7 protein-coding genes and 2 pseudogenes are annotated in these 20,373 nt (G+C 50.1%); all 9 read left to right on the top strand.

The annotated features are described in order from the left end of the window. Window positions 1-97: 97 nt before the first annotated feature. Window positions 98-1,366, top strand: a pseudogene (locus ACOYW2_RS16680) (acyl carrier protein); the annotation flags it as partial. Then, window positions 1,362-1,517, top strand: a pseudogene (locus ACOYW2_RS16675) (hypothetical protein); the annotation flags it as partial. The pseudogenes ACOYW2_RS16680 and ACOYW2_RS16675, both read left to right, overlap by 5 nt. A gap of 75 nt (window positions 1,518-1,592) precedes the next feature. Beyond that, a complete protein-coding gene (locus ACOYW2_RS16670; protein WP_482771044.1) occupies window positions 1,593-7,958 on the top strand; it encodes an SDR family NAD(P)-dependent oxidoreductase in 6,366 nt (2,121 codons plus the stop codon). A gap of 40 nt (window positions 7,959-7,998) precedes the next feature. Further along, window positions 7,999-8,358: an AMP-binding protein gene (locus tag ACOYW2_RS16665; RefSeq protein WP_482767246.1), complete on the top strand. Its 360-nt coding sequence runs from the start codon at window positions 7,999-8,001 to the stop codon at window positions 8,356-8,358. 96 nt (window positions 8,359-8,454) lie between these two features. After that, on the top strand, window positions 8,455-9,063 hold the full coding sequence (locus tag ACOYW2_RS16660) for a phosphopantetheine-binding protein (protein ID WP_482767245.1): 609 nt from the start codon (window positions 8,455-8,457) through the stop codon (window positions 9,061-9,063). After that, window positions 9,060-10,730, top strand: coding sequence for a condensation domain-containing protein (locus ACOYW2_RS16655; RefSeq protein WP_482767244.1), 1,671 nt, complete (start codon window positions 9,060-9,062; stop codon window positions 10,728-10,730). The genes ACOYW2_RS16660 and ACOYW2_RS16655 overlap by 4 nt, the downstream gene beginning before the upstream one ends. Beyond that, complete coding sequence (locus ACOYW2_RS16650) at window positions 10,652-12,763, top strand: amino acid adenylation domain-containing protein (protein WP_482767243.1); 2,112 nt, start codon at window positions 10,652-10,654, stop codon at window positions 12,761-12,763. Before ACOYW2_RS16655 ends, ACOYW2_RS16650 begins: the two co-directional genes overlap by 79 nt. After that, window positions 12,675-13,814 (top strand): phosphopantetheine-binding protein, encoded by a 1,140-nt coding sequence (locus tag ACOYW2_RS16645; protein WP_482767242.1) that lies wholly within the window; start codon window positions 12,675-12,677, stop codon window positions 13,812-13,814. Before ACOYW2_RS16650 ends, ACOYW2_RS16645 begins: the two co-directional genes overlap by 89 nt. 14 nt (window positions 13,815-13,828) lie before the next feature. Then, complete coding sequence (locus ACOYW2_RS16640) at window positions 13,829-20,137, top strand: amino acid adenylation domain-containing protein (protein WP_482767241.1); 6,309 nt, start codon at window positions 13,829-13,831, stop codon at window positions 20,135-20,137. Window positions 20,138-20,373 lie beyond the last annotated feature (236 nt).

The following is a 20,373-nucleotide window of genomic DNA, read 5'->3' as shown; positions in this document are numbered from 1 at the left end:
CGGTTTTTTGCGGACATGTCCGCAATAATGACTAAAGTCCAATAGATCATTGGCACTGACGCTAAGATTTATTTCATGCTGTGACACATTGATTAAAATGGAGAACAAGATGAACACCCCTCCTGCAATGATCCAATCCGTTTCTGAGTGGTTGCATAATCAGGTAGCGCTAAAGAGTGATCGAGAAATCAATGAAATTGATATTCATGCATCCTTTTCATCTATTGGGCTAAAATCGAAAGACTTGTTGACCCTTGTGGAGGAGCTCGGGGACTGGTCAGGTTTAAAGCTTGCCCCCACACTCGGCTTTGACTACCCGACTATTGATGCATTGGCACATTACATTGCCAAGACGCCGAAACCCAATGCAACGGCGACATCAAGCAAAGGCTCCGTGGAATCCTATGCGGAGACGCTGTCTGACCCGAGTCGTTACGTCGCTGGCTCTTCCCGTGAGCCCATTGCCGTTGTCGGTATAGGTTGCCGGTTTCCCGGGGGCTGCAATACTCCTGAGGCCTATTGGGAATTTCTTGAAAACGCAGGGGATGCCATTTCTGAAGTGCCTGCCGACAGGTGGGATATTGATTCCTTTTATGATCCGGATCCGCTGCTCCCTGGAAAAATGAATACCCGGTGGGGCGGTTTTCTCGATCATGTTGACCAGTTTGAACCCTCCTTTTTCGGCATTTCCCCAAGGGAAGCCAAGGGAATCGATCCCCAACAGCGCCTTGTTATGGAGGTCGGTTGGGAAGCATTGGAAGACGCCGGTGAAATACCGGCTCATCTCAAAGGAAGCGCAACCGGCGTCTTTATTGGTATCAGTGGCAGCGACTACGGTAAACGCCTGTTCAAGGACCCTGCAAGACTTGATCTGTACAGCGGGACAGGGAATTCCACGTCCATCGCAGCCAATCGCCTGTCATACTATCTTGGACTGCGTGGGCCCAGTATGGCTGTTGACACGGCCTGCTCATCGTCCCTTGTTGCCATTCATCTTGCATGCCAAAGCCTCGGTAACTCGGATTGCAACCTGGCGTTGGCGGGGGGGGTGAACCTTATCCTCTCACCTGAAATGACGATTATTTTTTCAAAATCAAGGCTCATGGCCCCCGACGGACGATGCAAAACATTTGATTCGTCTGCAAATGGATATGTTCGCTCTGAGGGGTGCGGTATCGTCGCATTGAAAAGATACTCTGATGCCGTGAAAGACGGCAACCAAATTTACGGGCTGATACGGTCTACGCACATCAATCATGACGGGGAAAGCAACGGGCTTACCGTCCCCAACGGATTTGCCCAGGAACTCTTGATCAGAGACAACCTGAGCAAGGCAGGGGTGGCGCCATCGCAAGTAAGTTATGCCGAAACCCATGGAAAATACAGCTATTGGCGATCCTATCGAGGTGAACTCCCTTGGTTCTATTTTTCGGGAAAACCGGTCCCCAACGAGCCCTCTTGTCATCGGATCCGTAAAAACAAACATAGGCCACTTAGAGCAAGCCGCAGGGGTCGCTGGGCTCATAAAGGTCCTTTTGTGCCTCAAGCACGAGAAAATTCCGCCTCATCTCCACTTTAACACGATCAATCCATTGATTGCCCTTGATGAGATCCCGGCGGTCATTCCACTGCAAACGCTTCCATGGGGGGCGGGACACGAGAAGCGAATTGCAACGGTCAGTGGGTTCAGTTTTGGCGGAGTCAATGCCCATGCTGTGATTGAAGAAGCACCGGTGGACGATGTCGTGAACGATGAATGCCAACGCACCTCCCATGTGTTGACGGTCTCGGCCAGAGACGAAAATGCCCTTCGGGAAATGGCCGCCCAATACCAAACATACCTCACGTCCCACCCTGAGACCGATGCCGGCAGTTTTTGCTACACAGCCAACGCCTGTCGTTCGGATTTTCCATGGCGGCTGGCAATTCCCGGGAGGAGTCCAAAAGATTTGGAAAACGGCCTGACAGCGTTTTTGACGAATACGTATTACCCCGGGATGCATGCAGGAGAAGGCAAGCCCGGTGAAAAGCCGGTGTTTTTATATACAGGCCAGGGCTCTCAATATGTGGGAATGGGCCGTGAATTGTACAGGTCACAGCCGGTATTTCGTAAAGAGATGGACCGGTGCAATGAAATCCTTGAAGCAACGTATCAGATCCCTCTTCTTTATGGACAACAGGATGAGGCCCTGCTGAATCAGACCGCAAACACCCAGCCCCTCCTGTTTAGCCTGGAATATTCAATGACCCGTATGTACCAAGCGTGGGGCGTTGAGCCGTCGGTTGTCATGGGACATAGTGTCGGAGAGTATGTGGCAGCATGTATTGCCGGGGTTTTCAGCCTGGAAGATGGGTTGAGGCTCATTGCCACGCGAGGCAAATTAATTCAGAGCTTGCCCTTGAACGGCAAAATGGCCGTTCTTTTCACAGGCGACAGCCATGCCGAATCCGCCATGTCTTCTTTTCAGGGCAAATTGTCCATTGCCGCTCTCAATGGACCTGAAAACACGGTGATCTCCGGTGACGGGGACGCCGTTGACAAGGTCGTCGATCTTTTATCCTCCGAAGGCATTCAATGTGTCGGCCTCCCTGTTTCCCATGCCTTTCACTCTGCACTCATGGATCCTATCCTGGATGCGTTTAGACACGTGGCAGAAGACATTTCGTACGCCCCTCCGAAAATCCCATATGTTTCCAATGTGACCGGGCAGGTAATCAAAGACGACGAGGTCTGTTCTGCAGAGTACTGGTGTCGCCACATTCGTTCAACGGTTCGGTTTGAATCAGGCATTCGGGCGATTTACGAGGAAGGGCACCGCTTGTACCTTGAGATAGGCCCCAATCCTGTTTTGGCGGGGATGGCCAGCTCGTTTCTCCCCAAAGATGAGGTGTTGTTTGCTTCATCCCTCAAAAAAGGAGGCGAGGATTGGCCGTCTGTGATGGAGGGTCTTGGGGGGCTTTATACCCGGGGGGCCTCTGTGAACTGGGGACAACTGGACCGGGCTCATCACAAAACGGTGCTCTCCATCCCAACGTATCCGTTTCAGCGCCAGAGGTGTTGGTACAAAGAGGATGGACAAGCCCCTTCCGCCTTCCACGCCTTCGAAGCCAACGCCTCTGAGTTTCATCCTTCAAAGGGAACGCGGCTGCCCATTTGCCTGGACCAGGCTATTTATCATTATGCATGCAATACAAAATCCTATTTTTTGAATGATCACCGGGTCTACAACCACGCTGTGATGTCGGGTTCAACCATGGCATCCATGGTCCTGTTTATTATGGAAGAACGGTTTGGACGTGGCACGTATCATCTGGAAAACATGTTTGTGCGCGAAGCCCTTTATGTCCCGGAGGAAGAGACGGTCAGTGTGCAGGTGGTATTTACCGATGGCGGAGACCGTTTGGGATCATTCAAACTGCTCAGCGCTGTTTCGGACGGGAACCGCTCCGACGTCCGCTGGAAACTGCATATGGAAGGTGAGGTTGACTGCACACAGGCTGTTAAAGACCTCTCCACGTCAGAGCTCGTGTTCTCTCCTGACACGATAAAGAAACGATGTCATCAGCAACTCTCCGGAGAGAGCCTTTATGGAGAAATCCGGGCCGGAGGGCTTCAACTGGCAAACCATTTCACATGGCTTGAACACATCTGGAGAAGAGACGGCGAGGCTTTGGCTGAAATGCGGTTGCCCGGTCCCGGGGAGGGGTATGAGAAAGGTCATCTTCCTCCGGGGTTGATCGACTCGTGTACCCAGCTTCTTTTTGCCTGCTTTGGGCTGAACGCTGACTCGGCATATATGTTCCTGGGGTTCGACAGGTTTACCTACTACGGATATCCGTCGGGAAGGCTTTATTGTCACATGGAGCTTCAATCGGATGTGTCGGAAACAGATCTGATTGTTGGAAACTACCGGCTATGGAGTGAAAACAACGAACTGATCGCCGAGGCTGAGGGCGTTCATCTGAAGCAGGCTCCCCGGGAAGCGCTATTATCCGGCTTTGAAAAACCAGAAAAAGCCCCGTTTTTTACCATGGCATGGCAACCTTCGGATCAAAAAAGGATCCGGCAAAATACCCAGAGCATCGATCCCGGCAAATGGTTGATTGTTGCCGATTGCCATGACACCGGCGTCTCCCTGTGCGAGGCGTTTGAAACCGAGGAGCTTCAGCCCCGCCTTGTCTGCCGGGAAACCGGGGCCACAGAGGCTGAACGGGATTCTTTGTCCCTTGAATGGACTCAACCCGATGAACTTGAACAGCTACTCACAGAGCTCCTTCGTCAGGAAACCTTTTCCGGGATCGTGAATATATGCGGCATCAGCAGTCCCATGCCGGATACCTTTCTCCACGGCACATCTGATGGTATCGCGAGTATCGGATGCCATACCACCCTTGCCCTTGTCCGGGCCCTTGCCAGTTCCTCACATGGAAACTCCCCGAAATTATGGTTGGTCACCGGCGGTGTTCAACGGGTCGGTCATGGTCATCACCCGATAAATCCTGCGCAGTCTTCGGTATGGGGGGTAGGCAAAGTCATTGCGTTGGAGCATCCGGATTTTTTCGGGGGAATGGTGGATCTGTCACCGGAAAACGGGCAGTTCGAGTTCTCACGGCTTATACAGGACCTGACGCACTCTGACGGGGAGACAATGGTTGCCCTCCGAGGAGACACGCGGTACCTGGCACGGCTTCACCCCCTTGACGACAAGGATTCAGGCGTTACCCCGCATACCTTTTCCGGCGACGCAACCTATCTCATCACCGGGGGACTGGGGGGCCTTGGCATGGGGCTGGCGCAGTGGCTTTCGGCCAAAGGGGCCGGCCACCTTGTCCTCATGGGGCGGCATGCCCCATCGGCCGAGGCAGAAAAGAGCATTCAGGCAATGGAGCGGAAGGGCACCCATATTTTTGTGGCGCAAGCCGATGTTGCCGATGGCGTTGCTTTGGAAAAGGTGTTCACCGATTTGACGGGAACCATGCCCCCTCTGAAGGGTGTTTTTCACTTGGCGGGTGTGCTTGATGACGGGATGTTGCATCAGCTTGAATGGGATCGCTTTGCGCCGGTAATGGCCCCAAAGGTGATGGGCGCCTGGAATCTTCATCTGCTTACGAAAAACATGCCGCTGGATCACTTTGTCCTTTTTTCTTCTGTGGCCTCGCTGCTTGGCTCCACAGGGCAGGGGAGCTACGCAGCTGGAAACCAGTTTATGGATACACTCGCGGAGTTAAGGCGCGGGGAGGGGCGTCCGGCCTTAAGCATCAACTGGGGACCGTGGTCCGGTTTTGGAATGGCGGCCTCTTTAGATGCAGCAGACATGGAACGTTGGAAAAAGGGGGGAATGACACCACTGGCGATGGATCAGGGGTTTGGCTTTTTGGACACCCTTATTGGGGCGAACCACAGCCAGGTCGGTGTATTCAACGTCAACTGGCAGGCATACGTTCGTTACCACCTTAATAATACGGTCCCACCTGTTTTGTCCCGCGTTGCGTCACAACCTGCCAATGAACCGGAAGACTCCCAATTAGCAGGTGTTCCTGCTCTCGATCAGCTCAGAAATGCTGAACCCGAAGAGCAAAAATTGCTTGTTTCCGAGCAAATCGGCACTGATCTGAGGGACGTGATGTGGCTGGACAAAGGGACACGGTTTGACCCTGATGTATCTCTCTTGGAGATGGGCCTGGACTCTTTGATGGTCATCGAGCTCAGGAACCGCTTCAGGAAACATTTTTCAGTGGATATTTCCCTGAGAGACTTCTTGAAAAAACCCACAATCCGTAAAATCACCGACATGGTTCTGGCACGGCTTGTCGAATCAAAGGCAGGCGAGCTGAACGATGTCGTTTATCCGGCAATCATCCACAAACCGGATGAGAGATTTGAGCCTTTCCCCTTAACGGACATCCAGCATGCCTACTGGATGGGAAGGAGCGGTGGGCTCAGCCTCGGGAACGTTTCCTGCCATGTCTACCCGGAGGTTGAGGTGGCTGACTTGGACATTGACCAACTCAATAAGGCCATCGCAAAACTTGTAAATCGCCACGAGATGTTGAGGGCGGTTGTGCATCCTGATGGCCGACAGCAAATACGCGAGCAGGTTCCGGCATATGACATGAAAATTCAGGATTTGAGGGGGGGCGATCCTGATGACGTACAGGCGAAACTTCAAGAGGTCAGGGTTCAGATGTCTCACCAGGTTCGTCCTTCAGAGACGGGACCTTTGTTTGAAATCAGGGCCTCCCTTCTTGACGGAGGTATCACCCGCCTTCACATCAGCTTTGACCTTCTTATCGGCGACGGTTGGAGTTTCAATATTCTTATCAGTGAACTCTATGAGTTCTACCTAAACCCTGATGTGGATCTGCCCCCCCTGGAACTTACGTTTCGGGATTATGTTCTCGCTCAGGAGGCCACCAAAGAGACGGACCTGTATCATCAATCCATGGACTATTGGAAAAGGCGGCTTCCGGGGCTTCCTCCCGCTCCGGAACTTCCCCTTGCCACAAACCCCGATGATCTAAAAGACCAGCGGTTCATTCGGCTGCAGTCACGGATGGAAAAAGAGAGGTGGAAACGGCTTAAAGACCATGCAGCCAAATCGGGATTAACAGCTTCCGGTATCCTTTTGTCCGCATTTTCAGAAATCTTGGCCGCCTGGAGCAAATCCCCTGATTTTACGATCAATCTCACCATGTTTAACCGGCTGCCACTTCATGAAAAGGTCAATGAGATTGTTGGGGACTTTACAACGCTGACCTTACTGGAGGTCAACAACGATAGCAGTCTTCCCTTTGAAACGCGGGCCCGCACTATTCAGGAAAGGCTGTGGGAAGACATGGAATACAGACATGTCTCCGGTGTGGAAGTGCTGCGGGAGATTGCCAGGCAACGGGGCGAAAGTTCGAGTGTCCATTACCCCGTTGTCTTTACAAGCGTGCTTCCATACAGCGGGCAAGCAGATGATTCTACGGCCATCAGCCTTCCCTCCGAGTTGCCCATCGATTTGGTGTACTGCATTTCCCAGACGCCGCAGGTCTGGCTGGACCATCAGATTTTTGAGCAGAACGGTGACCTGACATTTAATTGGGATGCGGTGGAAGGTCTTTTCCCGGACGGGATGTTGGAAGATATGTTTGGCGCTTACTGCAAGCTGATCAACCGATTGGCAGACGACGATGATGCCTGGCACGAAACACATCTGCAGGTAATTCCCGAGACGCAAAAGTATATGCGTAAGACGGTAAACGCCACAGGTGCGGACCTGTCCGAAGAGCTGCTCCATACGCTGTTTCATCAACGGGCACTCCTGCAACCTCAAGACGATGCTGTGATTACGCCTGAACGGCGGATGAGCTACGAAGAAGTGGCGGGGCGCTCCGAGGCGATCGCTCAGATTCTCCGCAGCGAAGGGGTGCTGCCCAATACCCTTGTTGCCGTTGTCATGGAGAAAGGCTGGGAGCAGGTGGTCGCTGTCCTCGGTACGCTCTATTCGGGTGCAGCATATCTGCCCGTTGATCCGTTTGTTCCAAAAGAAAGGCTTGGTCATATTCTGGATAGCGGGGACGTCCACTTTGTTCTTACCCAATCGTGGCTGGAAAACGACATTGACTGGCCGGAGGGCACGACGAGAATCTTTGTCGACCATGGCGGATGCTCGGATCGTCGGATGCCCCTTGTTCCGGTGCAGACGAAAGATGACCTTGCCTATGTCATTTATACGTCAGGTTCGACCGGGCTGCCCAAGGGCGTGATGATTGACCATAAGGGTGCAGTCAATACCATCCTCGATATCAACGATCGTTTTTCAATCGATGCCCAGGACAAAGTGCTTGCCCTTTCAGAGCTGAATTTCGACCTGTCCGTATACGACATATTCGGGACACTTGCCTCCGGTGGGGCACTTGTCATTCCGTCAGCACAGCGGAAGCATCGAAGTGGCACAATGGCCTCGAATTGATGAACGACAAAGGGCTACTGTCTGGAATTCCGTTCCGGCAATGATGTCCATGATGGTCGAACATCTTTCGAATGGGACGAGTGACACGATGAACGAGTTAAGGCTCGTCCTGTTAAGCGGTGACAAGGTCCCTGTTTCACTCCCTGAAACAATTGAAGCGATTACGGAAGACGTTGAGATTGTAAGCCTTGGGGGTGCCACGGAAGCATCTGTATGGTCCATCTGCTATCCAATAAAAGAGATGAAACGTATCTCAAAATCAATACCCTATGGTTGCCCTATGCGTAACCAGAAGTTTTATGTGCTGAGCAACGGAATGGAGGACTGCCCGAACTGGGTTCCCGGCGGGCTGTACATAAGCGGAACCGGTCTTTCAACAGGTTACTGGAATAGCATTTAAACACAGAAGAGCTTTATTACACATAAACTGACCGGTGAACGACTGTATAAAACCGGAGATATAGGGCGTTATCTCCCTGATGGGAATATCGAGTTTTTGGGGAGGGAAGATCATCAGGTCAAAATATCCGGACACAGAATTGAGCTCGGTGAGATTGAAGAGGTTGTGAAAGAGTGCCCCAGCGTCCGTGACTCTGTTGTTTTGGTGCAAGCCGAAAAGTATCTGGCGGCCTATTTCACTGGCTCAGGTGATATGGCGATAAATTTCCGGACGAAGGCAAGGGACCATGCACAAAGTAAACTACCGGAATACATGGTGCCTCAGTTTTATATTCAACTGGACTCATTTCCTTTGAACCAAAATGGCAAAGTCGACAGAAAACGTCTTCCGCCCGTCGATTACAGCGAGATCAACCAAGACAGCGATGTTGTTCCACCGGGAACATACATAGAGCAAGAGCTCTTTGACATATGGAAAAAATGCCTGAAAACAGATCAATTCGGGATCTATGAGAATTTTTTCCATCTTGGTGGTGATTCCATTTTGGCCGTCAGACTTGTGAATAAAATCAACGATAAGTTTCTTTTGGATTTGACGATAAAAAACCTGATGCAACATTCCAATATAAAAAGGTTAGCTCATTTTATTGAGATGATTTGTGTCGATACGGAACGGGACGCCGAAATAGAGGAGGGTGTTATATGACCGCTTCACAATTATTGAAAAGATTATCGGAAGAAGGCATCAGATTGTGGGAGAAGGAAGGCGAACTTAAATTTCGTGCACCCAAGGGCGCTCTTAACGATGGTCTAAAAAATGAAATTTCGAGCTGTAAACATGAAATCATTTCATTGTTGAGACATTCCGACCACTCCGTTCCCGGTGAATTACGAGCTGAACCTGACCTGGAAAATCGCAACGAGCCTTTCCCGTTATCAGATGTCCAAAGTGCCTATCTCATCGGGAGAGGAGATGCGTTTGAACTGGGGAATACATCATGCCACTCGTACTATGAGACAGAGCAATCTGATATTGATATCGATCGCTTGAACCTGGCTTTAAACAAGCTGGTTGCAAAACACGAGGCCCTGAGGCTGGTTTTCATGGATGGCGGCGAACAGAAAATACTTAAAGAGGTGCCGCCCTACAACGTCACGGTCAATGATTTCAGAGGTCTGGGAGAAGCGGACGCAGCACGCCGTCATGATAAAATCCGTGAGGGCCTATCCCATAAAACATACGAAGCCGGAACATGGCCTCTTTTTGATGTCGGGGTGAACCGTTTCAATGGGTTTGTGTCTTTGTACTTCAGTCTTGACCTGTTAACCGCAGACTTTTACAGCGCCTTTATCCTGTATAGAGACCTTGTTAAATTTTACGAAGATCCGGACCAGCCATACGAGGTGCCTGAATTTTCCTTCAGGGATTACGTCCTGAAAGAGCATGAACTCATTGATTCAAAGCAGTTTAAAAGGGCAAGAGATTACTGGATGGGTCGTATTCAATCTTTTCCCGCGGCTCCTCAACTCCCCCTTGCAAAGGATCCGGGCTCCATCAAGCGGCCGACATTTGTACGTAAAGAGTCCACCCTTGATGAAACATCCTGGCTGAACCTCAAAAAAAGAGCTGCTCAATATGAATTGACTCCATCGGTTGTTCTGATGACAGCCTATTCTGAAGTTCTCTCAAGGTGGAGCAAAAATGATCATTTTGCCATCAACCTGACCTTGTTCAACCGGCTTCCCGTTCACCCTGATGTGATGGATATTGCCGGAGATTTTACGTGCGTCAACCTCCTTGAAGTGGATACGAACAGTGGCGAATCCTTTGGGGAAAAAGCCAACGTCATTCAAACTCGGCTCTGGGAGGACATGGACAACAGGCACTTTGGCGGTGTGAAATTCATCCGTGAACTTGCCAGGGACCGCAATGCAGAGGGCAAAGCATTAATGCCTGTGGTGTTCAGCAGCACCATTGGAGTGGAAAACAAAAACCTGACAGATTTCGATGTCACACGGCTTGGCGTTCTCAAGTACGGCATCACCCAGACCCCCCAGGTGTACCTTGACCATCAGGTAATCGAACATGAAGGGACGCTTTATTATAACTGGGATGCGATAGACGAGCTTTTCCCGGACAATGTACTCGATGACATGTTCGAGGCTTACACAGAGCTCATCACGCTTCGCGGTGATAATTACAAGCCTGGAGTGCACTGGAGGGGGATCTTGTCCCTGTCAAAACGCCGGGAGTCTTTGCCGGTGTCGCAGATGAGGAGAGCCTTCCTGCAGGCATGCTCCATACCCTGTTTGATGAGCAGGCGGCTAACCACCCGGAAAATGAGGCTGTTATCACCTCCGACAGGCGATTGAGCTATGGAGAGCTTAAAGAGATCTCTGATACCATCGGAGGGCTCCTCCGGAGGGAAGGCGCATTACCTCAAACCCTCGTCGGCATCGTGATGGAAAAAGGGTGGGAACAGGTTGCCGGTGTCCTCGGTATCTTAAAGTCCGGGGCGGCCTACTTACCCATTGACCCGGAGGTGCCGTCGGAACGTCTGGATCACCTGTTGTCAGACGCTGGGGTCGGTATCGTCCTTACGCAGTCCAAATATGCGGACCGCCATGCGATCGAGTGGCCCGGGCACCTCAACATTATTGCCGTAGATGAGATTGATCAATGCGCCGGTCCCACGGATGGTGCATACCCTGTTCAGAGCCCCGACGATCTGGCATACGTCATTTACACTTCAGGATCAACGGGTGCTCCCAAAGGGGTCATGATTGATCATAAGAGCGCCGTCAATACCATTCTTGATGTGAACAGCAGGTTTTCCATGACGCCTGAGGACAGGGTCTTTGCCCTTGCCGCATTGAACTTCGACTTGTCTGTGTTTGACATATTCGGAGCCCTTGCCTCAGGGGCGGCAATCGTGATTCCGGATCATAAGGGTGCCAATGACCCTTCCCACTGGTTAAGCAAAATAAACGGCGAGAAGATTACTGTCTGGAACTCAGTCCCTCAGCTGATGCAGATGCTTGTGGAGTATGCAGCGGATGGGCAGGGGCTGTCTTCCCGTTCGTTAAGGCTTGTGATGATGAGCGGAGACTGGATTCCCCTTGACCTTCCCGGTAAGATTCGGGCTCTTTTCAAAGATATTGAAATGATAAGCCTCGGAGGGGCAACCGAGGCATCGATATGGTCGATTTATTACCCGATCCATGGAATTGAACCGGAATGGAGCAGTATTCCATACGGGCGACCGATGAAGAATCAAAGTGTTTATGTGCTCGATAAAAAGCTTCAGTTCTGCCCGGCATGGGTTACCGGGGATCTCTACATCGGAGGCGCTGGGCTTGCACAGGGGTACTGGAACGACAAAGAGAAAACAGACAATTCATTTTTCATACACCCTGTAACCAAAGAGCGTTTGTACAAGACCGGGGACCTTGGCAGGTATTACCCTGATGGGAATATCCAATTTGAAGGAAGAGAGGATTTTCAGGTCAAGATCAGCGGCTATCGAATCGAGCTCGGTGAGATAGAGGCGGCCATTGGCGCCCATCCGGGGATAAAAGAATCGGTTGTCTCGGTGTGCGGTAACGCCGCAGGTGAAAAGCAGATTGCCGCTTATGTCGTATTAAATGAAGACCCGGATTCTTCTCTGCTCCATGATGCAGACCCTTCGATTGTTGATTCTTGTGCATTGCAGCATTTTATTGAAGAGAAACTTGATCCCGATGTCCTAAGCGGCTTAAGTCGTTCTGAACTCGAATTGTTTTATCGCTATATGGAAGAAGTAAGCCTCGAATCTATTTGCGATGCATTTTATTCCATCGGTATTTTTACTACGCCTGAAGAAGAGGTCTCGGTTTCCGGGATCATGGAAAGAGGCAACGTCGACCAAAAATACGAACATCTTGTTTTGCAATGGATAGAGTTGCTTCTGGATAGGGGGCTGTTGAATCCCACGGCACCCGCCACGTATTCAATTTCCCCTCAATACCCAAATAAAAAGAACGTTGAATCCATTTTTTCAAAGATCGAGAGCAACCCATCTTTACTCAAGGCTGTTGAAGGGATCCATACCTACCTGACGATGCTCAAAGCGAGCTTTAAGACCATTATTCAGGGTGAGCGAGACGCACTTGAGTTGTTCTTTTGCGATGACCACCGGATTTCACCGGAGAGACTCTCGCGTATGATGCCCGGAACGGATGCAATCGACCAAACAATCGGCGGGTTCCTTAACTTTCTCTGTGAGAGGGGAACCGATGCAAGGCCATTGAACATCCTTGAAGCAGGAGCTCGAACCGGTGAAGCAACAGCCTCCCTTCTTCCCTACCTGCCTCATCGTCATGTTATTTATACGAGCCATACCTCGTCGTTTTTTAACAAAAAATAGGCTTTCGGAAAAAAACAACGGCTACCCGTTTGTGCAGTCTGTCGTATTCGATATCGATCAGGAGCCGTTGGTGCAAGGGTATCAACCTCATTCATTCGATGTGGTCCTGATGTTGAATTCTCTCCACAGGTCCACAGACGTAAGGAGAGCCCTTCAACATATCAAAACGCTCTTATCGCCCGGTGGGATTCTCATCGTATCGGAAAATACAATCAACAGCAGCCTCCAAAAAGTCAGCGTTGGATTTATTGAAGCCGGATTCCAAGGTCTTGAAGATGAACGGGCAGGCTCGGGACGTCCGCTTCTTTCCTCGGAGAGGTGGCTGGCGATACTCGAAGCCGAGGGATTCGAAACGCCATTTTCCATGTTTGGAGATGCCCCTCAAATGATGGCCCAGGACATAATCATTGCAAAAACACCATCCGTCCAGAGATATTTCGGGCCAGAGACATTAAGTGGGTTTCTTAACACGAAGCTTCCCCAGTACATGATCCCATCGTTTTATATCCAACTGTCATCCATTCCTCTTACCGGTAACGGAAAAGTTGATCGCAAAGCACTGCCGGTACCTTTCAGAGAAAATTCAAGCAATGAAAAGGAATTTATGTCCAGCTCACCGGAGATCTTTTTGGCTCAGATATGGGAACGTATTCTGAAAACAGACCACATAAGTGTCCATAGCGGTTTTTTTGACTTGGGCGGCGATTCCCTGTTGGGAACCCGCATTATCGCCAAGGTGCGAGAAAAATCAGGCATTGATATCACACTTCGGATGTTGTTCGAATTTCCCACGATAAAAGAACTGGCAGAACAGATTGACGGCGTGTCGGGTGCGTCCGAACAATCAGGCAACGAGCCTGCAGGTCTTTCCCGGATTCGCCCTGATAGAGACAACCGATTCGACCCCTTTCCTATCACGGATGTACAACATGCTTATCTGGTTGGACGAAGCGGTTTGTATGAACTTGGAAGGTTGGAGCCCATTGTTACTTTGAATTTGATGGGGTTGATCCCGATATTGACAAGCTGTCCCGTGCCATCAATCGCCTGATCGGACACCATGATATGATGCGATCTGTGTTTATGCACGATGAGATGCAGCAGGCCATCATAAAGGACGTCCCTGCCTATGGGGTAGAAACCTATGATCTAAACACCCTGTCCCCCGAAGATGCAGACAATGAATTGCTCCACATTCGGGACATGATGTCCCATCAGATCATTGCCACAGATACGTGGCCTCTTTTTGATATTAGGGCATCGCTGTTTAATGCCAATTGCTTTCGGGTTCACATCAGTTTTGACAATTCGGTCTTCGACGGTTGGAGTATGTTTCATTTAATCAGCGAAATGTCGAAGCTTTACAGTGAACCCGATGCGCCACTGCCGGAGCTTGATCTGTCATTTCGCGATTATGTTGTGGCAATGGAAAAAATGAAGGGCTCCCATCTGTATCTTAGAGATCAGGAGTACTGGCTGGATCGCTTGCATGAGCTTCCGCCTAGTCCCGATCTTCCGATGGTCAAAAAACCTGAATCCGGTGTCCACTATCCTTTCACCCGATTTGAATTCAAACTAGAAAAGAGGACCTGGGATAAGCTTAAAAAAAGGGCAAAGGGGATAGGCATCACGCCGTCTGCGTTGTTGCTTTCCGCATATGCCGAGATTCTGAACTCAAGGTCATCGAATGATGAATTTACCATTAATTTAACCACCTTCAACAGAATACCTCTCCATGGGCAGGTCAACGAAATAGTGGGTGATTTTACGTCGTTGACTCTGCTTGGCGTCTCTTCGTGCAGTGGCATGACGTTTCTGGATAGGGCCAAGAACCTTCAAAAACAATTGTGGGAGGATATGGACCATCCATACTTCAGCGGGGTTCAGGCTCTGCGGGAGCTCGCCAAGTTAAAGGGGGGAGCGGAACACGCCAGCATGCCATATGTGTTCACAAGTGCGCTGGGCCTGAATTCCTCTGAGCAGAGGGCCGTTGGAGATAACAGCATCGGGCGGTTAAACTACAGCATTTCACAGACGCCGCAGGTCTTGATCGACCATCAGGTATACGAAACATCGGAGTATCTTGTTTTAATATGGGATACGGTCAATGAGTTTTTTCCGGAAGGATTTATCGCGGATATGTTTGATGTTTACTCATCGTTTGTCATCGGCTTGGCCGATGAGAATGAATTGTGGGAAACTCAACTTCTTGAACTCATGTCTGAAGACCAGCGCAGGCACTTAGATGATGTCAACAACACACGCTATGAATATGCGCCCCGCTTGCTTCACACGCCCTTTGAAGAGCAGGCCCTGGCAAACCCGGACCGTGACGCTGTGGTCTCGTTAAATTCAGTGGTGAGCTATGGCACATTGCACCGTATAGCCGGCACTGTCGCCGGTATCCTCTCGGCAGAATGTGTAAGGCCGAATACGCTTGTCGGCATTGTGATGGATAAAGGGTGGGAGCAGGTAGCTGGTGTGCTGGGCATACTAATGTCTGGCGCGGCCTATCTGCCCATGACGCCGGATACCCCTGAAGACCGACTGCACTATCTTGTTTCCGAAAGTAACGTAACGCACATCTTGACCCAGTCATGGCTTGAACAAGAGGTACCGTGGCCTGAATCGGTGACCTTGCATTTTATCGATCAGATAGAAGGGGACCAAGATCCTCATATCTCTGTGCACCAGGCTCAAACCCCTGATGATCTGGCATATGTCATCTATACATCAGGGTCAACAGGGGTGCCCAAAGGTGTCATGCTTGACCATAAAGGGCCCTTAAATACCATCGAAGATGTCAATGAGCGATGTTCGTTGAGTTCTGAGGATCGGGTGCTGGCCCTTGCCGAACTGAACTTTGACCTTTCTGTTTACGATATTTTCGGGACGCTTGCAGCCGGCGGGACAATTGTCATTCCGGAACCGCATCGGCGAAAAGATCCATCACATTGGCTGGAGTTGGTGAACCAATTTGGTGTGACCATTTGGAACTCTGTCCCGCAACTTATGCAGATGTTTACCGACCATTTTATGGTTACAAAAGAGAACGTATCTGAATCGCTGAGATTGGTCATGATGAGCGGTGACTGGGTCCCGACCGACCTTCCGGCGAAAATCCGTTCTACGTTTGAGGGGGCAGAGATTATCAGCATGGGCGGTGCTACCGAAGCGTCTATCTGGTCAATATTATACAAAGTCGGACGCGTGGACCCAGGCGCGAAAAGCATTCCTTATGGCCAACCCATGCAGAATCAAAGATTTTACGTTTTAAACGAAAAGATGGGCAATTGCCCTGTATGGGTTACCGGTAATCTGTATATTGGTGGTTTGGGCCTTGCCAAGGGGTATTGGAAAGACACACAAAAGACCATAAACGCCTTTGTCCATAATCCGCATACGGGCGAGAAATTATACGCTACAGGCGATCGAGGGCGTTTTTTACCTGATGGCAATATCGAATTTTTGGGACGAGAAGATTTTCAGGTTAAGATCAGGGGGTATCGGATTGAACTTGAGGAAATCGAAGTCACCGTCAAATTGCTATGTGACATTTCAGAGTGCATCGTCACAGCTGCAGTTGATGATTCCGGAAATAAAAGGCTGGTTGCTTATGTGGTACATGATGAACCCATCTCAGGGGATGAGGCTCGTCGCAAAGAGGTGACGGCAGAGATATTGGCTTTCATACGAAAGAAATTACCCGAATATATGGTCCCGTCAGGCATTGTGTTTCTCAATGAACTGCCTCTGAATGCAAACGGTAAAATCGACAGGAAAGCACTTCCCGAGCCTTCAGATCACATGGTGTCGGATACCAAAGTCAGCGCCGAACCGGAGAGTTACCATGAAAAAGAGATTGCAAAGATCTGGGAAAAGGCGCTGTCTATAGAACATATCGATATTCATGCTAATTTTTTCGAAATAGGCGGTGATTCGTTAATTGCCGTTCAACTCGTGAATGAATTTTACGAACGATTTGAGGTGGATGTCCCATTTTCAGAACTGTTTGAATTTCCGACCATCGCCGGCATGGCAGAGACGGTTCTTAAAGCCCTGGGGGAGTCAACGGGCACCCCTGGGATGAAAGAAGAAAAGCTTCCGCAAATCGAGCCTGATGCGGCTAACCGTTATCAACCATTTCCGCTCACAGACGTTCAGCACGCCTATTGGGTTGGGCGAAGCAACGCATTTGAGTTGGGGAATGTGGCAACACATTCCTATTTTGAAGTAGAAAATTCTCATATGGATATTGAACGGCTGAATCGGGCATGGCTGAAAGTTGTTGAACGCCATGAAATGCTGCGGGCGGTCGTGTTGCCTGATGGTAAGCAAGTCGTTTTAGAACATGTGTTACCGTATGAATTCAAAAAGTATGATTTACGGACCGAGGCGCCCGAATCCATTCGGTCTGAACTGGACCGCATCAGAAAAGAGATGGAACACCAGATGTTGCCGGTGGGGGAGTGGCCTCTCTTTGATATCAGAATTTCCACATACGATTCCCATGTGGTTCGGATACATCTCAGTTTTGATGCCCTCATCGTTGATGGGTGGAGCATGGGGGTGATATTTGATGACTGGTATCGTTTCTACATGGATGATGACCTCCCCGTCGAACAACCTCATCTTTCCTACAGGGATTATGTTTTAGCCGAGGGCGTGTTCCGGGATTCTGAGTTGTACAAGCGCGACAAAGAGTATGCGTTCAAGCGCTTACCCACCTTGCCATTGGCCCCGGAATTGCCCCTGTGCACCGAAATTGCGGCCATTTCCAAGCCGGAGTTTCGCCGGTTAAATTTCACCCTTGATAAGAGAAAGTGGCAGCAATTAAAGAACCGGGCAAAACAACATAATCTGACACCCTCAGGTATATTGATTGCTGCCTACGCCAAGGTGCTGGGAACATGGACCAAAAACGCCGATTTTACGATCAACCTCACGTTTTTTAACAGGCTTCCCCTTCACCCGGAGGTCAACGATATTGTCGGTGATTTTACCTCACTTACCTTGTTGCCTGTAATCAATCAGGGAGATCGATCCTTCGAGCAATGGGCAGAGGCGATACAACATCAATTGTGGCAGGAACTCGAGCACAGGTATTTTAACGGTGTCCGAACCATTCGTGAGTTTGCCCAGCTCAGGGGAAATATCCAGTCGGCCGTTATGCCGGTGGTCTTTACGAGCTTCCTGGGGCTGGAGTCCAAAGATAACGAAACCTCTCCGCTCTCTAAAATGGGCAATATCATCTACAACGTCAGCCAGACCCCCCAGGTCATTTTGGATAACCAGGTTGGTGAGAGAGATGGCGCCCTTTCCGTAAACTGGGATGTGGTGGCCGAACTCTTCTCTCCTGGCCTGTTGGAAGACATGTTCGACACCTATTGTTTGTTGCTGGAAGCGTTGGCCGATGGGGAAAGTGCCTGGGGCCTTACACATTCATCCTTGATTCCTGAAAAACAGCAGGAGCAGCGAAGAGCATACAACGCGACAGCCGTTCCCTCCTCTTTGAGGACATTGCTTCCTGACTTGTTTTTAGAACAGGTCAGAATTCATAAAGACAAGAAAGCCATCATTACGACAGATCGCTCATTTACCTACGGCGAATTGTCGGGCATGGCAACACATCTCGGTCACCACCTTCAAAAAATGGGGGTCGGACCGAACCGACTTATCGCCATTGTCATGGAAAAGGGGTGGGAGCAGGTCACCGCAGCGTTAGGCATCTTGATGTCGGGCGGAGCATATCTTCCCATTGCTGTGGATACGCCCACGGAAAAATTGAAACACATTCTCCGTGACGCCGAGGTTGATATTGTCTTGACGCAGTCCTGGTTAGAGGACGATCTCGCATCCTTTGAGGGTGTTATCACGCTCTCTGTGGATACAATAGATCCGGTGGACGATGGGCTGGCACGGCTTGATGTGCCGAAAAACAATGAAGATCTGGCCTATGTGATCTACACCTCCGGATCAACCGGTGTTCCCAAAGGGGTGATGATTGACCATAAAGGGGCCGTCAATACACTGATGGATATTAATGGGCGCTTTGGTATCAGCAGTGAGGACCGCGTCCTTGCGATTTCAGCATTGAATTTTGACCTTTCCGTGTTTGACATCTTCGGCACCCTTGCTGCAGGGGGGACGATTGTGATGCCCAACCCGGCATACCTGAAGGATCCGGAGCATTTGCTGGGCTTGATCCGACAGGAAAAAGTGACGGTTTGGAACTCGGTCCCGATGCTGATGAGAATGCTGCTTGAGTCTCTTTCAGAGACGGAGAGTTCCGCAATCCAGAGCCTTAGATTGATTCTGCTGAGTGGCGACTGGATTCCTACGAATCTGCCGGACCGAATCAAACATCATATCCAGGATGTTCAGGTTGTCGGCTTGGGAGGGGCAACAGAGGCTTCGATATGGTCCATTTTATATCCCGTTGATGGCGTTAATCCTGAATGGAAGAGTATTCCCTATGGTCGTCCTATGTCAAATCAACAGGTTTATGTTCTGAACGAAAATCTTGAGGAGTGTCCCGATCATGTTGTCGGCGAATTGTACATTGGAGGGGACGGACTGGCAAAAGGCTATTGGAAGGACAATGAAAAAACGGATTTTCACTTTTTCATTCACCCTCGAAATGGCCGGAGACTCTACCGGACCTGTGATTTCGGCAGGTACATGCCTGAAGGGTATATCGAGTTCATGGGACGGGAAGACCTTCAGGTGAAAATCAGCGGGTACCGTATCGAGCTGGGCGAGGTGGAGTCTGTCGTTCACAGGTTCCCTGATATCAAGGAGGCCGTTGTTCTTGCTGTAGAAGGGACGGAAAAGGAGAAGTTTCTATCCGGGTATGTGGTGCCTCACCCTGAGCACGACGTTTCCATTGAAGCTCTCCAGGCGTTCTTAAAAGAGCGTCTCAACGACTACATGATACCTACGACGTGGACCGTATTGGACAAGCTCCCGCTGAGCTCCAACGGGAAAGTCGATCGCAAGGCTTTGGTCAACTCAGAACGTAAATCCGTCAACATGTCTACCTCGTATGTCCCCCCGAGAAATGAGCTGGAAGAGGACATATGTTCCATCGTTAAAGAGATCCTGGGCGTCGACAGGGTGAGCGTCAACGAGAAATTTTTCAATTTGGGCGCAACCTCGTTGGATATTGTAAGAATGCAAAACAAACTGCTCAGTGCGTTGAACCGCAAGATTACGGTCATGGATTTGTTCGAATATTCGACTGTTGAGGCGTTGGCTCAACACATGGTTCAACGGGACAATGTAAATCAACCTGAAAAGAGCGTACAGAGTCGGGTACAAAACCGCAGGCAAATGATCAGCAAACGAAGAAAACGTGTTCTGAACGATCGATAATACATGGCCGGAAGAGATTCTGGGAATAAAGGCTGTCCCGGTTATGTTGCGGCATGAAACAGCCGGGACAAAGCCTTTTGTCTCCAGAACGCACAGCCCGATGACACACACCCTTCCTTCTCCGTTCCGCCCCTGGATCCGGAGTATCACTTTACAACGCTTACTGATGGCATACGCAGTGTGTATGGTCCCATTGATGTTCATTTCTTATGCGTTTACTCATAACGAGGAGATAA

It is taken from the genome of Desulfoluna sp. CLI2B (assembly GCF_056847375.1).
The sequence above is the reverse complement of the archived record's forward strand: the minus strand, read 5'-3'. Positions and strand labels throughout refer to the sequence as shown.